The sequence below is a fragment of the Ruegeria sp. CDSC002 genome (genome assembly GCF_059610905.1).
The window spans coordinates 232,680-250,981 of record NZ_JBXWOM010000001.1 but is presented as its reverse complement, the minus strand read 5'-3'; the positions used below and the strand labels follow the sequence as shown (position 1 = coordinate 250,981).

At 56.6% G+C, this 18,302-nt stretch carries 21 protein-coding genes and 1 other RNA gene; 18 read left to right on the top strand and 4 right to left on the bottom strand.

Annotation, left to right across the window (positions count from 1 at the left end; genetic code table 11):
- Positions 1-73: 73 nt before the first annotated feature.
- From AC2FJE_RS01355 to AC2FJE_RS01340, 4 genes are all read right to left on the bottom strand, one after another.
- On the bottom strand, positions 74-505 hold the full coding sequence (locus AC2FJE_RS01355; RefSeq protein WP_496760508.1) for an ester cyclase: 432 nt from the start codon (positions 503-505) through the stop codon (positions 74-76).
- 99 nt (positions 506-604) lie between these two features.
- Positions 605-950: a transfer-messenger RNA gene (ssrA, locus tag AC2FJE_RS01350) on the bottom strand.
- 36 nt (positions 951-986) lie between these two features.
- Entirely contained in the window at positions 987-1,349 is a 363-nt protein-coding gene (locus AC2FJE_RS01345; protein WP_058277883.1) for a DUF4345 family protein, read from the bottom strand.
- 10 nt (positions 1,350-1,359) lie between these two features.
- The gene (locus AC2FJE_RS01340; protein ID WP_496760506.1) at positions 1,360-2,091 is read right to left on the bottom strand and encodes a FadR/GntR family transcriptional regulator; all 732 of its coding nucleotides are present in this window, start codon (positions 2,089-2,091) and stop codon (positions 1,360-1,362) included.
- A gap of 86 nt (positions 2,092-2,177) precedes the next feature.
- Here AC2FJE_RS01340 and AC2FJE_RS01335 point away from each other — a divergent pair, with 86 nt between their 5' ends.
- The 18 genes from AC2FJE_RS01335 (at position 2,178) to AC2FJE_RS01250 (ending at position 18,297) form a co-directional block, all read left to right on the top strand.
- A complete protein-coding gene (locus tag AC2FJE_RS01335) occupies positions 2,178-2,969 on the top strand; it encodes a DUF2182 domain-containing protein (RefSeq protein ID WP_496760504.1) in 792 nt (263 codons plus the stop codon).
- Positions 2,970-2,973: 4 nt separating this feature from the next.
- On the top strand, positions 2,974-3,678 hold the full coding sequence (locus AC2FJE_RS01330; RefSeq protein ID WP_058277886.1) for a DUF1326 domain-containing protein: 705 nt from the start codon (positions 2,974-2,976) through the stop codon (positions 3,676-3,678).
- Positions 3,678-4,184, top strand: coding sequence for a DinB family protein (locus tag AC2FJE_RS01325; protein ID WP_496760501.1), 507 nt, complete (start codon positions 3,678-3,680; stop codon positions 4,182-4,184). The genes AC2FJE_RS01330 and AC2FJE_RS01325 overlap by 1 nt, the downstream gene beginning before the upstream one ends.
- Entirely contained in the window at positions 4,185-5,288 is a 1,104-nt protein-coding gene (locus AC2FJE_RS01320; RefSeq protein WP_496760499.1) for a dimethylsulfoniopropionate demethylase, read from the top strand.
- Between the two features lie 58 nt (positions 5,289-5,346).
- On the top strand, positions 5,347-6,342 hold the full coding sequence (acuI, locus tag AC2FJE_RS01315) for an acryloyl-CoA reductase (protein WP_496753950.1): 996 nt from the start codon (positions 5,347-5,349) through the stop codon (positions 6,340-6,342).
- Positions 6,343-6,527: 185 nt separating this feature from the next.
- Positions 6,528-7,091 (top strand): ribosome recycling factor, encoded by a 564-nt coding sequence (gene frr / locus AC2FJE_RS01310; RefSeq protein ID WP_058271567.1) that lies wholly within the window; start codon positions 6,528-6,530, stop codon positions 7,089-7,091.
- A gap of 9 nt (positions 7,092-7,100) precedes the next feature.
- Positions 7,101-7,832: an undecaprenyl pyrophosphate synthase gene (gene uppS, locus AC2FJE_RS01305; protein ID WP_282118480.1), complete on the top strand. Its 732-nt coding sequence runs from the start codon at positions 7,101-7,103 to the stop codon at positions 7,830-7,832.
- Positions 7,829-8,611: a phosphatidate cytidylyltransferase gene (locus AC2FJE_RS01300; RefSeq protein WP_282168350.1), complete on the top strand. Its 783-nt coding sequence runs from the start codon at positions 7,829-7,831 to the stop codon at positions 8,609-8,611. The genes uppS and AC2FJE_RS01300 overlap by 4 nt, the downstream gene beginning before the upstream one ends.
- Positions 8,611-9,783 carry a 1-deoxy-D-xylulose-5-phosphate reductoisomerase gene (dxr, locus tag AC2FJE_RS01295; protein ID WP_496753952.1) on the top strand — a complete coding sequence of 391 codons (1,173 nt, stop codon included), beginning with the start codon at positions 8,611-8,613 and terminating at the stop codon, positions 9,781-9,783. The genes AC2FJE_RS01300 and dxr overlap by 1 nt, the downstream gene beginning before the upstream one ends.
- Positions 9,784-9,787: 4 nt before the next feature.
- Positions 9,788-11,140, top strand: coding sequence for an RIP metalloprotease RseP (gene rseP, locus AC2FJE_RS01290; RefSeq protein ID WP_496753954.1), 1,353 nt, complete (start codon positions 9,788-9,790; stop codon positions 11,138-11,140).
- An 89-nt stretch (positions 11,141-11,229) separates the two neighbouring features.
- The gene (locus AC2FJE_RS01285; protein ID WP_282118476.1) at positions 11,230-11,358 is read left to right on the top strand and encodes a hypothetical protein; all 129 of its coding nucleotides are present in this window, start codon (positions 11,230-11,232) and stop codon (positions 11,356-11,358) included.
- Positions 11,359-11,484: 126 nt separating this feature from the next.
- The gene (bamA, locus tag AC2FJE_RS01280; RefSeq protein ID WP_282118475.1) at positions 11,485-13,845 is read left to right on the top strand and encodes an outer membrane protein assembly factor BamA; all 2,361 of its coding nucleotides are present in this window, start codon (positions 11,485-11,487) and stop codon (positions 13,843-13,845) included.
- Positions 13,846-13,924: 79 nt separating this feature from the next.
- On the top strand, positions 13,925-14,437 hold the full coding sequence (locus AC2FJE_RS01275; RefSeq protein WP_282118474.1) for an OmpH family outer membrane protein: 513 nt from the start codon (positions 13,925-13,927) through the stop codon (positions 14,435-14,437).
- Positions 14,438-14,509: 72 nt separating this feature from the next.
- Positions 14,510-14,983 carry a 3-hydroxyacyl-ACP dehydratase FabZ gene (gene fabZ / locus AC2FJE_RS01270; RefSeq protein ID WP_282118473.1) on the top strand — a complete coding sequence of 158 codons (474 nt, stop codon included), beginning with the start codon at positions 14,510-14,512 and terminating at the stop codon, positions 14,981-14,983.
- Positions 14,980-15,765: an acyl-ACP--UDP-N-acetylglucosamine O-acyltransferase gene (gene lpxA / locus AC2FJE_RS01265; protein WP_496753960.1), complete on the top strand. Its 786-nt coding sequence runs from the start codon at positions 14,980-14,982 to the stop codon at positions 15,763-15,765. Before fabZ ends, lpxA begins: the two co-directional genes overlap by 4 nt.
- Positions 15,766-15,768: 3 nt before the next feature.
- Positions 15,769-16,563 carry an LpxI family protein gene (locus AC2FJE_RS01260; RefSeq protein WP_496760496.1) on the top strand — a complete coding sequence of 265 codons (795 nt, stop codon included), beginning with the start codon at positions 15,769-15,771 and terminating at the stop codon, positions 16,561-16,563.
- Entirely contained in the window at positions 16,563-17,729 is a 1,167-nt protein-coding gene (gene lpxB / locus AC2FJE_RS01255; protein ID WP_282168345.1) for a lipid-A-disaccharide synthase, read from the top strand. The genes AC2FJE_RS01260 and lpxB overlap by 1 nt, the downstream gene beginning before the upstream one ends.
- Positions 17,722-18,297 (top strand): hypothetical protein, encoded by a 576-nt coding sequence (locus AC2FJE_RS01250; protein WP_496704259.1) that lies wholly within the window; start codon positions 17,722-17,724, stop codon positions 18,295-18,297. Before lpxB ends, AC2FJE_RS01250 begins: the two co-directional genes overlap by 8 nt.
- The last annotated feature ends 5 nt before the right edge of the window (positions 18,298-18,302 follow it).

Here is an 18,302-nt window from a genome sequence, read left to right as displayed (position 1 = left end):
GGGGTGTTCGCAATCTTACCCCATGGCACTTGCTACCGCGTAAGCGCTGAGGGGGTCAAGATTGCTTATATGGTCAAGCCCAATCCAGCCTTTGACCGGTCATACACACAGGCAATGTGTCCTGCGGGAACTGGCCGAGCTGTTCGAAGAGTGAGATGAAATCGAACTGGTTATACGCTTCAACCATGCGCCCGTTTTTAATCCGCCCCATGACGCTGCCCGTGGCTTGAAGCGGGGCACCATTATCGGCGCGCGTTGTGCGCAGGTGAATGATGGCGGATACCCAATCGCCGTTTTCGATGATTTTGGGCATATCGACCTGAATGTCCCCAAGGATATGGCGAAAGGCCATGACCAGATCCCGGAAATCATCCGCACCGACCTGCATTTCCGGAATAAGCCCTTCAGCCAAGGCTTCGGGGGCGAAATATTGGTCAATCGCGTCGGTATTGCCGTTTTCCCAAACCTCGGAATACCACTCTCTGAGTAGATCTGCGTGCGACATCCCAGCTCTCCTTATTCTGCTGAGGTAAGCATGAGACCAAATAGTGAAAAAACTCTGAACATGAACATGCTCAGCGAAAAACTCAGACTTTAAGTGGAAGGTGCAGGTTTCTGTTGCCAGGTACCTGCGAACCCCGCCTTACGCGGCTAGGCGCAAGGGCTTAAGTTTCGGTCTTGCTACTGCTTACGCAGCAACTGCAACCGGAGCACGATTGTCATTTGCAATTGTACTTTTCGGGCCGATACGGTGGCACCCCGCCGAGACAAAGCTAACCCCTTTAGACGTTCGTCGATCCTATTTCGGCCCCATGATCCCCAAATGAAGGATGTTGGTGGAGCCGCCGGGTACCGCCCCCGGGTCCGATCCGCTTATTACGAGCGCGTTTATGTCCATAGTCCCGAAGGACATACCCTATATAGGTGAGCCAGCGGCCGGATGCAAACCGGGAATCTTGCCGGGCGTTGGAAATAATTACAGTGGGTTAGGCGGCCCTATTGATGTTGGCCAGTATCAGCCAAAGTGCAAGGACCAGTTCGATTCCACCAAAAGTAGCCGCCTTAACCAACGGTGGGTTGTCCAGAAAAACTGAAACAAACCGGCCCAATGCCGCGCCCGCGTAGACAACCCCCAGCATGGCGTAGGCCATCGGGTTGTTGAGGAATAAAACAGCCACGCCAGTGACGACGAAAAGCCCGCCGACCGAAGCACGCATCTCGCTCAGACCCATGTTGCTGTTGGTGGTGCTTAGATCTAGCGCGCCCAAGGTAAAGCTGGGCGCCAGAAACCCGAACAGGCCGAACCCAATGGTCATAAGGGCTGCAATCACGTTCAAAGCGGTGGTCATTTCAATTTCCTTACGCCGGATTACGTCTTTGCTGCGCCACGTCTTGCGCCAATTGTCTTGTGTAGCTCTCAAGCTCAACTAGCGTCGCGTCCACTTTGGTCGGGTCGCGATCTTCCAGCGCGTCGGCGATCTGATTGTGGAAGGCAATAATTGCTTCCCGGGACCGCGCTGTGAAAGTGATCATGTTCATCAGCGGCTGCATGGCTTCGACCGCGCCGGCCAGTTGATAAGACAGTACGGGATTGTCGGCACCATCAACCAGCGCCCGGTGAAACGCCACGTCCGAGGCGCAGAATGCCTCATCCGTCAGGCCGGGTTGGGATTGGCGGTGAACTTCGGCTCGCATGGTGGCCAACTGATCCGCTGTACGGCGCTGTGCGGACAAGGCGGCGCAGGCGCGTTCGAGCGCGAAGCGCGCTTCGCAGGCGGTGTCGAAACTGACTGCATTCATCGACAGTAGCAGGGTCGAGGTCGTGATCTGTTGGGAATACGCGCCCTCGAAACTTAACCGGTTCACAAATGCACCACCGCTTGCACCACGTTGCGTGCGGATCAGGGATTGCGCTGCAAGACGCTTCAATGCCTCCCGCACGGTTGGGCGAGATACCTGGAATTGCTCGGACAATTCCGCCTCGGAGGGCAAACGTTCATCCACGATCAATTCGCCCGAGATGATTGCGTCACGAATGGCCTGAGCGATCTGCGCAGACAGATCAGCAGGCTTCTTGGGGTCAATTTTCATATTCTGGGGACCGTTGGTGAATTTTTATTTGTCTGACATTTAAAAGTCTGACATTTGAAAAGCAAGGACTGAGTCGGGAGGAGCGCGTGAGTCGCACAGTTCTACGCACTGCATTTTGGCTGGGGTTTTATGCCCTGATCCTGTCCGCGTGGTGGGTCATGTTCACCATGAGCCGCGACATGGATCTGGATTGGATTGGTCGCCCCGGCCCAATGGGTCAGGCCATGGCGGCCATGGACCCGCGCATGGACATGTATATGCCCATGGCCGAGTTTGGCCCGCTGTTCTGGATGTGGGCTATCATGATGGCGGCGATGATGCTGCCGACGCTCGTGCCGACGTTGCGCAGTTATGACGATCTGATCAGCAGCGCCAATGGCTCGCGCGCAGGTTGGTTGGGTGTTCTGTCCGGGTATCTGGTCGTCTGGGTTGTCTTTGCAGCTTTGATCACCGGTGTTCAGTTGGCGCTATTGTTTGGTGGGGTCGTTGACATGCTGGGCATCGTCAAATCCGGGTATTTCGCAGGCGGCCTAATGATCGCCGTCGGCGCATTTCAGTTCTCCCGCGCGAAAGAGGTCTGCCACGGAGTCTGCCATGCCCCCATGACCTATTTTCTGGGGCACTGGAAAACCGGGTTCACTGGCGGTTTGCGCATGGGGTTGGGACTGGGCGCATTCTGTGTGGGCTGCTGCTGGGGCTTCATGGCGCTTGGTTTTGTTGGCGGTGTCATGAGCCTGTTGTGGATGGGTCTCGCGACCCTGTTCATGGTTTTGGAGAAACTACCCCAGATCGGGCACGCAGTGACCCGACCGATGGGATTTGCATTGATTGCGGGCGGTCTTGTTCTGCTCGTCTATCCAATAAGCTACGGAGGATAAGCCTATGGCTAAGAACAGAAAACCCGAGGCCGACAAGCTGCCGATCAGTCAGCGCATTGACAGCCGTATGCCTAATCCCAAGCGGCGCGAGATGAGCCCGACAGATTGGGCAATCAAAGGCGAATTGATCCTGAACTGCTCCTGCGATGTGTTCTGCCCCTGCGTGGTTTCATTGGGCGCACATCCTCCGACCGAGGGGCATTGCCACGCGTGGATGGGTATTATCGTTGATGAGGGCCACTATGAAGGCGAAGACCTGTCCGGTCTAAACGTCGGGTTGCTGGTCGATATTCCGGGCCGAATGGGCGAAGGGCAGTGGAAAGTGGCCGCTTATGTCGATGAGCGTGCCAGCGGCAAGGCCTACAACGGGCTGTTGCAAATCTTCAGCGGTCAGGCAGGCGGGACCACCGGTTTGTTTACCATGCTGGTCAGCGAGATTATCGGGGCCGAGCGCGCGCCGGTTCAGATTGAGCGCGACGGCACCAAGCGCCGCATCGCGATCGGCCGCAAGATACAGGGTGAAATTGAGATGCTGGGCGGCAAAGATCCGGACCACCCTGTCATGGTGTCAAACTCAAAATATTGGATGGGTCCGGATATCATCGTTGCCCGCGGTACCAAATCCAAGGTGCGTGATTACGGTCGTGTTTGGGACTTTGGCGGCAAGTCCGCCGAAATTTGCCCAATCGACTGGCACGGGCCAAAGTGATGATCACCGCGGCCTATGCGCAAGAGATGGCCCGATATAATCACTGGCAAAACAGCCAGTTGAAGGGGTTTCTTACCGCACTTTCGAATGAGGAACTGACCCGCGAGCGCGGAGCGTTTTTTGGTTCGATCCTGGGCACGGCAAATCATTTGCTTTGGGGGGACTGGATATGGATGTCGCGGTTTGACAAGGGGCAAGGCCCCGGCGGCGGTATCCTGGAAAGCCCGTCACTGTGCATCCATCTGGCAGAATGGTTGCCGCTGCGCGATCAGATTGACCAGCGGACAACCCAATGGGCTGCGTCCTTGAATGACGAGGACCTGCGCGGCCCGTTCACATGGTTCTCGGCCGCCAAAGAAGCCGATGTCACGAAACCGTATGCGCAATGCGTCATTCATTTTTTCAACCACCAAACACATCACCGGGGCCAGCTTCATCAGATGCTGACTGAGACGGGTTCGGCCGCTCCGGTGAGCGATCTGGTTTTTCTGCCTGAGGAGGCTTAAGTGGCTCAGATCTCACTCTCGCGTCGCCTGCGCCGAACACCTTTTTCGGATGGTGTCGAAGCTGCTGGGGTTAAAGGATATACGGTCTATAACCGTATGTTATTGCCCACTGTTTTTGAATCCGTCGAAGCAGACTACCGGCACTTGAAAAGCCATGTGCAGGTTTGGGATGTCTCATGTGAACGGCAGGTCGAACTGCGTGGGCCGGATGCCGCGCGGCTGATGCAAATGCTGACGCCACGGGATCTGCGGAGGATGCTGCCCGGTCAGTGCTTTTACGTTCCCATTGTCGATGAAACAGGGGGAATGCTGAATGATCCTGTGGCGGTGAAGCTCTCGGAAGATCGGTGGTGGATTTCGATTGCCGACAGTGACTTGCTGCTTTGGGTCAAGGGCATTGCCAACGGATACCGTCTGGATGTGCTGGTCGACGAACCCGATGTGTCTCCGCTGGCGATACAGGGGCCGAAGGCGGATGACCTGCTGGCTCGTGTTTTTGGCGACCGGGTGCGCGACATTCGTTTCTTTAAATTCGACAAGTTCGAGTTCGAGGGACGTGAACTCGCAATCGCACGGTCTGGTTATTCCAAACAAGGTGGTTTCGAAATCTATGTCGAGGGTTCGGACATCGGTATGCCCTTGTGGAGCGCCCTTTTCGCGGCGGGTGAAGACCTGCACGTCCGCGCGGGCTGTCCCAATCTAATCGAACGGATTGAGGGTGGGTTACTGTCATACGGCAACGACATGACCGACGACAACACACCGCATGAATGCGGTTTGGGCAAGTTCTGTAACACCCATACGGCGATCGGTTGTATTGGCCGAGACGCTCTGCTGCGCGTGGCCAAAGAGGGCCCGGTGCAACAAATCCGTCCGATCGCAATCGAAGGAGACGCCGTGCCGCCATGCGACCGCCCTTGGCCGGTAGTGGCTGCAGGCAAGCGGATTGGCCAGATTACGTCGGCCGCTTGGTCCCCGGATTTCGACACCAATGTGTCAATCGGTATGGTCAAGCTGAGCCATTGGGAACCCGGCACACGGATCGAAATTGAATCACCGGACGGAATGCGTGGCGCAACCGTGCGAGACAAATTCTGGATATGAATGGGAATTATCAGTTCAGCAAAGGCTGGTGACTGGTTGAAGAGAAAGGAAAGTTGAAATGTTCAATGCGTTGGTAATGGATAAGGACGAAGACAGCGGACTGGCAAGCGCTTCGGTCAAACAGCTTTCCCTTGGGGATCTGCCCCATGGCGAAGTGACAATCGCTGTTGAGTATTCTACCGTGAACTACAAGGACGGCCTTTGTATGTCGCCGAAGGGCGGCGGGCTGGTGCGCAGCTATCCGCACGTGCCCGGCGTTGATTATAGCGGCACGGTCGAGGCGTCCTCGGACGATCGCTACAAACCCGGCGACAAGGTCGTTCTGACCGGCTGGCGCGTGGGTGAAGCGCATTGGGGCGGATATTCCCAAAAAGCCAACGCCCTGGCGGATTGGCTAGTTCCCTTGCCCGAAGGTCTGGACACACGTCAGGCCATGGCAGTGGGCACGGCCGGTTTCACAGCGATGTTGGCGGTTATGGCACTTGAGGATCAAGGCATGCAGCCGGGTCATGGTCCAGTGCTTGTTACCGGGGCCGCTGGTGGTGTTGGTTCGGTTGCTACCGCCATTCTGACCAATTTGGGCTATGAGGTGGCTGCCGTGACAGGCCGGCCAGAGGCGGGTGAATATCTGAAATCACTCGGCGCCACCACGATTGTCCCACGCGAGGATCTCAATGAAACCGTGAAACGCCCGTTGGAAAGCGAGTCCTGGGCCGGGTGCATTGACGCAGTGGGGGGCGAGATGTTGGCCCGAGTGCTGGGTCAGATGAAATATGGTGCCTCAGTCGCAGCCGTTGGTCTGGCCGGAGGGGCAGGGCTGCCTGCAAGCGTCATTCCGTTCCTGTTGCGCGGTGTCAACCTGTTGGGCATCGATAGTGTGATGCAGCCCTATGACAACCGGGTTCGCGCATGGCAACGCGTCGCAACCGACCTGCCGATGGACAAGCTTGAGGCAATGGTTCGTCCCGCGACGCTGAGCGATCTGCCTCAATTGGGTGCGGATATCTTAAAAGGGCAGGTCAAAGGCCGTGTTGTTGTCGATGTAAACGCCTGATTCCTATGCACATGATCGAACCGGCTGACATCAATGTTGGCCGGTTCAGTTGCCATTGAAAGAACCCGAAAATGCCAGAAACACCTCTGGTCATTGGCTCAATTCCGGATCATCATTGCTATACATCCCAATTGCGATGGACTATGAGCCTTGCAAACATCACCTGAAGACGGGGAGTGAGCAGCATGTCTGACGATTTTGAACTAGACACCGACGATCTGAAGCGCCGTATGGATGGCGCCATGGGCAACCTTAGAACTGAATTCGCTTCACTACGAACAGGCCGTGCGTCGGCGTCGATGCTGGAACCAGTTATGGTTGATGCCTATGGGTCGATGACCCCAATCAATCAGGTCGGTACCGTAAACGTCCCCGAACCGCGTATGGTGACGGTGAATGTTTGGGACAAAGGCCTGGTGGGCAAGGTTGAAAAAGCGATCCGTGAAAGCGGTCTGGGCATCAACCCCCAGCTGAACGGCACCATCATCATGCTGCCGATCCCCGAATTGAACGAAGAACGCCGCCGCGAGCTGGGCAAGGTTGCCGGGCAATATGCCGAGCACGCCCGTGTTTCGATCCGTAACGTCCGTCGCGATGGCATGGACCAGATCAAGAAAGCCAAGGCTGACGGCATGTCAGAAGACGATCAGAAGTTCTGGGAAAGTGAAGTCCAGGACCTGACCGACCAGATGATCAAGAACGTAGACGCCGCGCTTGAAACCAAGCAGGCCGAGATCATGCAGGTCTGAGCCCGCATTATGCCTGACACAACTCAACCCTCACCCGCTATCGGGCCACGCCACGTAGCCATCATAATGGATGGGAACGGGCGTTGGGCGCAGGCGCGCAACCGGCCCAGGCTGTTTGGGCATCAGGCCGGTGCCCGGCGGGTACGAGAAGTGGTTGAGGCCTGTCCGGAATTGGGCATCAAGTATCTGACCGTCTTTGCCTTCTCGACCGAGAATTGGAAACGGACCCAGGTGGAAGTCGCCGGCTTGATGAGCCTGTTTCGACGGTACATCATCAAAGAAGCACGCAACTTGACCAAAGCCGGTGTGCGCGTACGCTTTATTGGTGATCGGGTTCGGCTGGATTCCAAGCTGACCGAACTGATGGACACTTTAGAGGCTGCAACTCAACACAACGATCTGGTGCATCTGACCATTGCGTTAAATTATGGCGGGCGGGATGAAGTTGCCCGGGCGACCAAACGGTTGGCGCGTGACGTCGCCGAAGGCCGCTTGCGCCCCGAAGATGTGGACGAGGAAACCCTGCCCAAGTATTTGGATACACATGTTCTTCCCGATCCGGATTTGGTGATCCGGACCAGTGGCGAAGCCCGTATATCCAACTTTCTTTTGTGGCAATCGGCCTATTCGGAATACGAATTCATCGACACGCTCTGGCCCGACTTCACCTCGGCCGAGCTGGAACGGCTGTGCCGAAACTTTGGAAGCCGTGACCGGCGGTTCGGAGCGGTTCCGGCATGAGCGAGGGCCGATGGTCTGACCTAACCGCCCGTGTTCTGTCTGCTGCGGTGCTTGTGTGCATCGGCTCGGTCGAAGTGTGGCTGGGCGGCCTGTGGTTCGAAGCCTTTATCGCAATCGCCTGCGGATTGATGACTTGGGAACTGGTGCGGATGATCGATCCGGACCGCAATGGTGTGGCGATCCAGTTGGGCATCCTCACCGGTGTTGCTGTCGTTCTTAGCTATCATCTTCCGCCGCTTTATACGCTGCCATTCCTGTTTGCGCCGGCCTTGGTCGGAGCAGGGCAGATCAGTCGATCCAAGGGGATCTACGCGCTTTTCGCTTTCTGGATTGCTGCATCGGGTCTGGGCTTCATCTCAATCCGCGAAAACATGGGGTTCGGCTGGATGGTCTGGCTTATCTCGGTGGTCGTGGCAACGGATGTTGCAGGATACTTTGTTGGCAAAACCTTTGGCGGCCCTAAGTTCTGGCCTAAGGTCAGCCCAAAGAAAACATGGTCGGGCACCGCAGGCGGGTGGGCAGCAGCAGCTTTGGTTGGCACGATCTTTGCCGTTCATGCCGGCTTTGGCGTCATGTTTGTGGTAATTTCGGTGCTTGCGTCGATGGCCAGCCAGGCCGGGGACATTGTCGAAAGCGCAACAAAGCGCAAATTTGCGGTCAAAGACAGCTCGAACCTGATACCAGGTCATGGCGGGTTTCTGGATCGCTTTGACGGCATGATGGGCGCGGCCCTGTTCGTTTTGATAGCCGGGATTCTCTATTCCCCCGGAGCGATGTGATGCGCAAAATCTCAATCTTCGGCGCGACCGGATCAATTGGGCAAAATACGATTGATCTGATTGATCGCGACCCCGCGTCCTATGACGTCGTCGCTCTGACGGGCGGGGCGAATATCGAAAAGCTGGCGGAAGATGCCCGGCGTTTGAACGCCGATGTGGCAGTTACGGCCTATGAAGACCGGTTGGATGATCTGCGCACGGCCCTTGCGGGCTCGGGCGTCAAAGTGGCCGCTGGTCAAAATGCGCTGACGGAAGCTGCGGCACGGCCTGCCGATTGGGTTATGTCGGCCATTGTGGGCGCCGCCGGTCTGGAACCGGGCCTTGAAGTGCTCAGGCAGGGCGGCACGTTGGCGTTGGCCAATAAGGAAACGCTTGTCTGCGCCGGTGCGTTGGTTCTTGAGACGGCCAAAGCGAACAATGCGCGGCTTTTGCCGGTCGACAGCGAACATTCAGCCGTATTTCAGGCGCTTGTCGGCGAGGATATGTCTGCGGTCGAGCGTATCATCATCACAGCAAGTGGCGGCGCGTTCCGCGATTGGCCACTGAGCAAGCTAGCGCATGCAACAGTCGAGCAAGCCTCGAGCCATCCGAACTGGGATATGGGGCAGCGGATCACAATCGACAGTGCGTCAATGTTCAACAAAGCGCTGGAGCTGATTGAAACCAAAGAATTCTTCGGCGTGTCTCCGGATCAGATCGAAGTGCTGGTGCACCCGGAATCTATCGTTCACGCCTTAGTCGGGTTCCAGGACGGCGCTGTCATGGCCCATATGGGCGCCCCGGACATGCGCCATGCCATCGGGTACGCTCTCCACTGGCCCGACCGGAAGGGTTTGCCGGTCGAACGGTTGGACCTTGGCAAACTTGGGCAGCTGAGGTTCAGTGAACCCGATGAGGCGCGGTATCCCGCGCTGCGCTTGGCGCGCGCCGTGATGGAACGCGGCGGCCTGTCAGGTGCTGTGTTCAACGCCGCCAAAGAACGGGCGTTGGATCGGTTCGTCGCGCGCGAAATAGGTTTCCTTCAGATGGCCGACATAGTCGAGGCCGTTCTGGACAGATTCGAGGCCGCAGGTGGCCTTATTGATGCCCCTTTAACTCTTGATAACGTGCTGCAAACGGACCATTTGGCACGTACATGGGTAGATGACATCGTCATCCAACGAGCAGGATAAAATTTTGGACGTACTTTCTCTGATCCCTCAGTTTGGCAATTTGCTGTACACGATCATTGCCTTTGTCATCGCACTTTCGGTGATCGTCGCGGTGCACGAGTACGGCCATTACATCGTTGGACGCTGGTCCGGTATCCATGCCGAGGTGTTCTCGGTCGGGTTTGGCCCGGTTCTCTGGAGCCGCATCGACAAACGCGGCACGCGATGGCAGATCGCCGCACTGCCTTTTGGTGGGTATGTCAAATTCCTGGGCGATGCGAATGCGGCGTCGGGCAAAGACGAAACCGCGATGGAGGAAATTACCGAGCAGAGCCCGGAGGATTTGCGCCGTACTATGCATGGGGCACCTCTTTGGGCCCGGTCGGCCACAGTTGCCGCAGGTCCGGTTTTCAATTTCATCATGTCGATCCTGGTGTTTGGTCTGATTTTCCTGACCCAGGGTGTGACTAAGGACCCACTGACCGTCGGGACCTTGCACCCTTTACCCGGCACTGTTCAGCAATTGCAGGACGGTGACGAAATCGTCGCTATTGGCGGTGTCGCGGTGCCCGATTTTGACGAGACGGGCGCGTGGACTGACTTTGTTGACGTGTTGCCGGTGGAACCGGTTCTGGATTATACGGTCATCCGCGATGATCAGACCATGGATGTGACGGGTCCTTGGCTGTTTCCGCCCCTGATTCAGCAAGTTACGCCTCGTAGTGCGGCCATGGATATCGACCTTAAACGTGGTGATGTCATAACGTCGGTCAATGGGGACCCGATCTTTGCATTTGATCAGTTGAAAGAGCATGTCGAAGGGTCCGACGGGAAAGTTCTGTTGCTGAATGTCTGGCGCGACGGGGCAGATCTTGAGTTCGCACTCGCCCCGCGCCGTACGGACGAACCGCAGTCAGAAGGCGGCTTTGTTACACATTGGCGCATCGGTATCGTTGGCGGGATGATGCTGGAACCCGCGACCGAGGCGGCCGGAGTTCTTGAATCCATTTCGGGTGGTGCGCGTCAAACCCTGCGCATCATAGACGGGTCGCTGTCGGGTATCTGGCACATGGTTACGGGGGCCATCAGCACCTGCAACATGTCCGGCCCGATCGGAATTGCCGAAACCTCGGGGGCGATGGCCAGCCAAGGTGCGCAAAGCTTCATCTTCTTTATCGCTGTGTTGTCTACGGCTGTCGGGCTGTTGAACCTGTTTCCGATCCCGGCACTGGATGGCGGGCATCTGGTGTTCTACGCCTATGAGGCCGTGGCAGGTAAACCACCAAGCGATGGCGTACTGAAGGTTCTGATGGGGGTAGGGATATCGCTGATCCTTGGCCTGATGATCTTTTCCGTGTCCAACGATCTGTTCTGCTGATTGTGGTGATATGCGCCAACAAAAGCCGCAATTTCGCCCCAATCCGCGCTTAGTTTGACTGCGTCTAAATTTTTGTGTCAGAGGCTCAAATGACAAAGACGCTGCGGAAATCTTTTCAGAGTTTTAGTTTCCTATTCATGCTGAACTGGGACTTTCTGTTGTTTTTCGGCGCGACGGCGCTGGCGATTGGTGGCTGGGCTGTCGTCGTCAGCATGTGATTCTCGCCACAATTTGAATACAACTTGCAGCGGCCCACTGGGCCGCTTTGTGTTTTCGTCTTTTGACAAGGAAACTTAATCTCGCTACTCAACAATAAAGTCCTAAAATTCTGGGTAGAGAAAAAAATGACTGATAGGCGAGGCGCAGGCACATCCTGCGGGGGGCAGAAGCCAACAAACAAGATTTTGTGGCAGACGCTACGTATTTTTTCCTTTGTAATTATGGCTAGCTTTACCTTCTTGCCGGAGGTTGCGCGCGCGCAAAGCTACACCATCAATTCGTTCGATGTTGAGGGCAACAGACGGATCGAAAGTTCGACAATTATTGCCCGGACTGGAATTCAACCAGGCCAGACTGTGACTGCCGGACAGTTGAACGATGCGTTTCAGCGTTTGCTTGACAGTGGTGTTTTTGAGACAGTTGAGCTGACGCCGCGCGGGAACACTCTGGTGATTGAGGTCGAAGAATATCCGACGATCAACCAGATCAGCATCGAAGGCAATCGTCGCGTAAAAGACGATCTTCTGCTTGAGGCCATCAATTCTCAGCCCCGCCGGGTTTTCACACCACAGCTTGCCGAAGCGGACGCGGATCAGATCGCTGAAATCTATTCAGCGCAGGGCCGCGTTTCCGCGACCGTCATCCCACGCATCATTCGCCGCAGCGACAACCGCGTCGATCTTGTCTTTGAAATTGCCGAAGGCACCACGATCGAGGTCGAGCGTGTCAGTTTCGTCGGTAACCGGGCATACTCGGATCGCCGCTTGCGCCGGATTCTTGAGACAAAGCAGGCCAACATTCTGCGCACGTTCCTGCGCGGCGACACGTTTATCGCTGACAGGATCGAGTTTGATAAACAAGTCATCCGAGACTTCTATCTGTCGCGCGGATACGTGGATTTCCGCGTGAACAGCGCAAATGTCGAATTTACCCGCGAACGTGACGCGTTCTTCCTGGTGATGAATATCACCGAGGGGCAGAAGTTCTCGTTCGGCAAGATTTCGACCGTCAGTGAAATTCCGGGCGTTGATCCTGCCGCATATCAAGCGGCGTTGAAAATCCGCCCGGGCGTGACCTATTCCCCGTCTCTGATCGAAAGCTCGATCGCTCGTCAGGAACGGTTGGGTTTGAAACAGGGTGTTGATTTCCTGCGGGTCGAACCGCGGGTCACTCGTAACCCACGTGATCTGACTCTGGACGTTCAGTTTGTTCTGACCAGAGGTCCGCGGATCTTTGTTGAACGTATCGACATCGAAGGCAACACAACGACATTGGACCGCGTGATCCGTCGCCAGTTCGATACGGTCGAAGGTGATCCGTTCAACCCGCGCGAAATCCGCCAGAGTGCTGAACGTATCCGTGCCCTTGGGTTCTTTGCCGTGGCAGATGTTGAGCCGCGCGAAGGGTCCACGCCCAGCCAGGTGATTGTGGATGTGGACGTCGAAGAACAGCCCACCGGCTCGTTGAGCCTCGGTGGTAGTTACTCGATTTCCGACGGTTTCGGGATTGCAATTGGCCTGAATGAATCCAACTTCCTGGGTCGTGGTCAAAACCTTGGCTTGACCCTTTCGACGGCGCAGGATTCCGAGCAATACATCATTAACTTCACCGAACCATATTTGCTGGGTCGCCGGTTGCAGTTCGATCTTGGTCTTGGCCTGGCATCGACGAATTCAAGCTTTGCAAGCTACGATACCAAGCGCGTCTTCTTCGAGCCGCAGCTGAGCTACGCGATCAGCGAATTGTCTTCGCTCCGTCTCCGCTATGGTTGGAATCGCAGCGAGATGACGCAGCAGGATGACGAAGTGAACGGTGCTGTTATCGCTTCGGAAATCGAGCAGGGTAAACGGACATCTAGCACGCTGGGCGTATCTTACCTCTATGATAGCCGACGCGGTGGTCTGAACCCGAATGCGGGCGTTTTGTTTGAGGTGGGAGTTGATGCGGCCGGTCTTGGCGGCGACAACGAGTTCTACAAGACCACAGCGCGCGGCATTGCGCAGACGCGTGTCCTGAACGAGGAAGTTGTTCTGCGGGCATCGATGGAAGTAGGTGCACTGCATTGGCAGGGCGACGACTTCAGCCGCGTGCTCGACCGCTTCTTGATTGGTCCGAACACGTTCCGTGGCTTTGAACCTGCGGGCCTGGGTCCGCGAGACCTGTCGAACGGCCAGGACGATGCGATCGGTGGTAACTACTACTGGGTTGCCCGATTTGAATCAGACTTCCCGCTTGGCCTGCCCGAAGAACTGGGTCTGCGCGGCGGTGTGTTCTACGATGTTGGTAACGTCTACAACATCAACAACGTGAACACTGCTGGTGCCGACATCGTGGGTGCGGACGGGTCTGTCCGCCATGTGATCGGTGTGTCGGTTCTGTGGGAAACGCCTTTTGGGCCTCTGCGGTTCAACTTCTCCAAAGCTTTGAAGAAAGAAGACTTCGACAAGGAACAGAACTTTGACCTGACTGTTCAGGCGCGGTTCTGATCGCCAGATGTTGAACCGAATATGTAATGAAGTGCAGGGCCCAATTCGGGCCCTGTGCGTTTTTCTGGCGCTGGCCTGCATGTCGACCGCTCAGGCGCAGCAATTAGGCGTTCCTCAGGCGAATGTACTGACCCTGTCCAGCGACCGATTGTTTTCCGAGTCGCAATTCGGTCGGCGCGTCCTGCGCGAGATCGAAACCGAAGGTGCATTGCTGGCCGATGAGAATGAACGAATTGTCGCTGAGCTTAGCAAGGAAGAAAAAGACCTGACCGAAAAGCGCGCAGAATTGCCAACCGAAGAGTTTCGCCCTCTGGCCGAGGCGTTCGACAACAAGGTTCAGACACATCGCGAAAGTCAGCGCGCGAAACTGGACGCCCTTGCGCGCCAAAGCGAAGAAGCGCGGCAGACTTTTCTGGTTCTTGTGCAACCGATCCTGATCGAGTTGTTGCGCGAGTCCGGGGCGTCGGTCGTTATCGAACGATCCAATGTTTTTCTCAGCGCGGACCGAACCGATGTGACGGACACGGCGATTGCGCGGATCAATGAACAGATTGGCGATGGCAGCCAACTTGAAGAAGAAAGCAAAGAATAGGTTTGCTTGCCCTTAAGGCGCGGTGTTGCTAACCACGCGACAAAGAGAAATCCAGAACGGGACGACTGCACTATGACTACGGAAACCAAAAGCGCAGACATTCAGCTGATCCAGCGGATATTGCCTCACCGCTATCCGTTTCTGCTGGTCGACAAGGTCGTTGAAATCTCGGGCTATCAATCGGCGGTTGGCATCAAAAATGTCACCATGAACGAGCCGCATTTCCAAGGGCATTTCCCCGGAACCCCGATCATGCCGGGCGTGACCATTGTCGAGGCGATGGCACAGACCGCGGGTGTCATGCTGGGTGTGGGTATGGACGTGATCGACAGCGAGCTGTTGATCTATTTTATGAACATCGACAAATGCAAATTCCGTCGCAAAGTGATCCCGGGTGACGTGCTTGAGATGCATGTCGAAACGGTTCGCGGTAAAAAGGGTGGCAAGATCTTCAAATTCAGTGGCCGTGCCACGGTCGAAGGAGAGGTCGCGGCCGAGGCTGAGTTTTCGGCCTATGTCGATTGGGACATGGAAAAGACCACATGAGCGGCATCCATCCAAGCGCAATCATCGAAGACGGCGCGCAGATTGGTGAAGGCTGCGTGGTTGGTCCGTTTTGCTATTTGGGTCCTCAGGTCAAGCTTGCGGATCGGGTCGAGCTGAAATCGCATGTTGTGGTGACCGGCGATACCTCGGTTGGTGAAGAGACCGTGATCTTCAACTTTTCGGTCATTGGAGAGATCCCACAGGATTTGAAGTTCGGTGGTGAGAATACGCGCCTTGAGATCGGCAAACGTAATCGGATTCGCGAACATGTCACGGTGAATACCGGGACCGACGGCGGCGGCGGCGTTACGCGGATTGGGGATGATTGCCTGCTGATGGCGGGCGTGCATGTGGCCCACGATGTCCAGATTGGCAATCGGGTGATCATGGTGAACCATGCCGGCGCAGCGGGTCATTGCATCATTGAGGATGACGTGATTGTCGGTGGTATCTCTGGATTGCATCAGTGGGTCCGCGTCGGACGTGGCGCGATCATCGGCGCGTTGACCATGGTTCCAAATGACGTGATCCCATATGGCCTGGTTCAGGCGCCGCGTGGCGAACTTGATGGTCTAAATCTCGTCGGCCTCAAACGGCGCGGTGTCTCACGTGAGGATATTGCCGCTTTGCGGGCGGCCTTCCGCGAATTGTCGACCGGCGATGGTACGTTCATGGAGCGCGCGCACCGGGTCGGCACGGATAACGAAAGTGAATACGTTCAGCGGATCGTCGATTTCGTGACCGGACATTCGGATCGGTCTTTCCTTACACCGGGGAAATAAACAATGCTGGCGCTGATTGCTGGAACAGGCGTTTTGCCGGGTGAAGTGGTCGCGCAATTGCCCGACCGCCCGGTGGTCTGTGCGATGGAGGGCTTCCGCCCGGATACTCTGACCCCGGATGTCGAGTTTCCATTGGAGCAGGTTGGAAGCTTTATCGCCAACATCAAGGCGCGGGGTGTGACCCAAATCTGTATGGCAGGTGCGGTGGGGCGACCGCCCATTGATCCTGCAAGGATCGACGCGGCAACAATGCCTTTGGTCCCAATCCTGCAACAAGCCATCATGTCCGGCGATGATGCGGCGCTGCGCGCCGTTATCGGCATTTTTGAGGATGCAGGTCTGGAGGTTAAGGCAGCCCACGAAATCGCGCCGAACCTTCTTCCAAAACTCGGGTGTCTGACGCAGGCGCAACCGTCTGAGGCCGATCTGACGGATGCGGATCGTGCATCGGGTATCGTCCGGGCGATGGGTGCTGCGGATGTTGGGCAGGCCTGTGTGGTTTCAAAACGGCAGGCGCTGGCGATTGAAGGTATCTTCGGCACGGCATGGATGTTGCAGTCTCTGACTCAGCGCCCCGATGCGGGCGGCGGCATTCTGTTCAAAGCCCCGAAACCAGATCAGGACGTTCGTGCAGATCTGCCTGCTATCGGGCCCGATACCGTGTCTGGCGCCGTTGCGGCGGGGCTGTCGGGAATTGTGATCGAAAAGGGCGGTGTCCTTGTGCTTGAGAAAGACCGCGTGATTGCGGAATGTGACCGGCTTGGCCTGTTTTTGTATGTCCGCGAGCGGACGAACTGATGCGGGTTTTCGTCGTCGCCGGTGAACCTTCGGGAGACCGGCTTGGCGGGGCTTTGATGGAAGGCCTGCGCGCGCTGGTGCCCGGAGTTGAATTTCAGGGTGTTGGCGGCCCGCTGATGCAGGCACAAGGGTTGGACAGCCTTTTTCCCATGTCTGAATTGTCGGTTATGGGACTGGTCGAGGTTCTCCCCAAGTTTTTTCACCTCAAACGTCGGATTTCTGAGACAGCGCAGGCTGTTCTGGATAACAATCCAGATGTTCTGATCACCATCGACAGTCCCGATTTCTCATTGCGGGTTGCCAAGCTGGTCAAAGCGCAAAGTACTATTCGCACAGTTCATTATGTTGCCCCCAGTGTCTGGGCCTGGCGTCCCGGGCGAGCGGACAAGATGGCCAAGGTCATCGATCATGTACTGGCGCTGTTGCCGTTCGAGCCGCCCTACATGCAACGCGCGGGGATGGAATGTGACTTTGTCGGACACCCTGTCGTCAGCGAACCAGTGGCGACCGAACAAGACATTCAGGCCTTTCGCGAGGCGTACGGCCTAGGCCAATCGCCCATCGTTCTGGCCTTGCCCGGTTCGCGGCGGGGTGAGGTGGATCGTCTGGCTCCGGTCTTTGGTCAGGCGTTAAGCCTGTTTTTGAAACAGCGCCCTGACACGCGCGTTGTCGTGCCCGCTGTGGCCCATATGGTTGATGCGGTCACCGAACATGTTCAGGACTGGCCAGGGTCGCCCGTCGTGGTTGATCCGCGGGACTTGCCCTCGGATCAGGCTCAGGCGCAGAAAAGGGCGGCTTTTGCTGCGGCCGACCTTGCGCTGGCGGCGTCTGGGACAGTTTCATTGGAACTGGCGGCACAGGCCACGCCAATGGTGATAGCCTACAATCTGAACTGGCTGACGACTCTGATCGCAAAGCGCATGGTGAATCTGGACACGGCGACCCTTGTCAATCTGGTGTCTGAAACACGCGCGGTTCCCGAATGCCTGCTGGATGATTGCGAACCGAATAAGGTTGCCACGGCATTGTCGGACGTGGCCACCAGTCCGGATGCGCAGCGCAGCGCGATGGACGTGACCATGGACCGTCTGGGGCGAGGTGGTGAAGCGCCGGGTCTGCGCGCCGCCCGAGCGGTTTTGAACAGGCTGCCCAATCGCCATGATTGAACACATCCTGTTCGCATTTTCCGCTGCGATCGTGACCATATCAACTAACTTGGACAATCTGGTCATCCTGTTTGGCCTAATCATGGTGATGGAAACGCGCCGGGCCGTCTTTGGCTTTGCCGCGGCGCAAATGATAATTCTGAGCCTGTCGCTTGTGATTGCCAGCGGGTTGGATCACAGCCGGTTTCTGAATTGGGTCGGTTATCTTGGGATTATCCCGTTGTCTCTGGGCCTTTATGGCATCTGGCAACAACGGAAAGGCTCGGGCGGGCGTCAACTGCCCGATACTGGGGCTATCACCTCAGTCGTCGCGCTGTTTTTGACGCTATCGATTGATACGCTCGCGGCTATGACTCCGCTGTTCGCGGATTCGACGCCAGCGTTTCGGTTGACGGCCTTGATCGGGGCCGGATGTGCACTGGCAACACTAATCGGAATTGCAAGTTGGGGCGCACCACGCGCACAGGTTTTAGGGCCGCGTTTCGCCAGGCTGGACAGGATTGCACCTTACATCATGGTGGCAGTCGGACTGTATATTCTGGTGAACAGCCCGACCGACGTCTTGTGATCCGG

What these genes read in the sequence shown, in the direction of transcription:
- AC2FJE_RS01355 (WP_496760508.1), bottom strand. Translation starts at nt 505, where the DNA reads ATGTCGCACGCAGATCTACTCAGAGAGTGGTATTCCGAGGTTTGGGAA.
- AC2FJE_RS01345 (WP_058277883.1), bottom strand. Translation starts at nt 1,349, where the DNA reads ATGACCACCGCTTTGAACGTGATTGCAGCCCTTATGACCATTGGGTTC.
- AC2FJE_RS01340 (WP_496760506.1), bottom strand. Translation starts at nt 2,091, where the DNA reads ATGAAAATTGACCCCAAGAAGCCTGCTGATCTGTCTGCGCAGATCGCT.
- AC2FJE_RS01330 (WP_058277886.1), top strand. Translation starts at nt 2,974, where the DNA reads ATGGCTAAGAACAGAAAACCCGAGGCCGACAAGCTGCCGATCAGTCAG.
- AC2FJE_RS01325 (WP_496760501.1), top strand. Translation starts at nt 3,678, where the DNA reads ATGATCACCGCGGCCTATGCGCAAGAGATGGCCCGATATAATCACTGG.
- acuI (WP_496753950.1), top strand. Translation starts at nt 5,347, where the DNA reads ATGTTCAATGCGTTGGTAATGGATAAGGACGAAGACAGCGGACTGGCA.
- frr (WP_058271567.1), top strand. Translation starts at nt 6,528, where the DNA reads ATGTCTGACGATTTTGAACTAGACACCGACGATCTGAAGCGCCGTATG.
- uppS (WP_282118480.1), top strand. Translation starts at nt 7,101, where the DNA reads ATGCCTGACACAACTCAACCCTCACCCGCTATCGGGCCACGCCACGTA.
- AC2FJE_RS01300 (WP_282168350.1), top strand. Translation starts at nt 7,829, where the DNA reads ATGAGCGAGGGCCGATGGTCTGACCTAACCGCCCGTGTTCTGTCTGCT.
- dxr (WP_496753952.1), top strand. Translation starts at nt 8,611, where the DNA reads ATGCGCAAAATCTCAATCTTCGGCGCGACCGGATCAATTGGGCAAAAT.
- AC2FJE_RS01285 (WP_282118476.1), top strand. Translation starts at nt 11,230, where the DNA reads ATGACAAAGACGCTGCGGAAATCTTTTCAGAGTTTTAGTTTCCTATTC.
- bamA (WP_282118475.1), top strand. Translation starts at nt 11,485, where the DNA reads ATGACTGATAGGCGAGGCGCAGGCACATCCTGCGGGGGGCAGAAGCCA.
- AC2FJE_RS01275 (WP_282118474.1), top strand. Translation starts at nt 13,925, where the DNA reads ATGTCGACCGCTCAGGCGCAGCAATTAGGCGTTCCTCAGGCGAATGTA.
- fabZ (WP_282118473.1), top strand. Translation starts at nt 14,510, where the DNA reads ATGACTACGGAAACCAAAAGCGCAGACATTCAGCTGATCCAGCGGATA.
- lpxA (WP_496753960.1), top strand. Translation starts at nt 14,980, where the DNA reads ATGAGCGGCATCCATCCAAGCGCAATCATCGAAGACGGCGCGCAGATT.
- AC2FJE_RS01260 (WP_496760496.1), top strand. Translation starts at nt 15,769, where the DNA reads ATGCTGGCGCTGATTGCTGGAACAGGCGTTTTGCCGGGTGAAGTGGTC.
- lpxB (WP_282168345.1), top strand. Translation starts at nt 16,563, where the DNA reads ATGCGGGTTTTCGTCGTCGCCGGTGAACCTTCGGGAGACCGGCTTGGC.
- AC2FJE_RS01250 (WP_496704259.1), top strand. Translation starts at nt 17,722, where the DNA reads ATGATTGAACACATCCTGTTCGCATTTTCCGCTGCGATCGTGACCATA.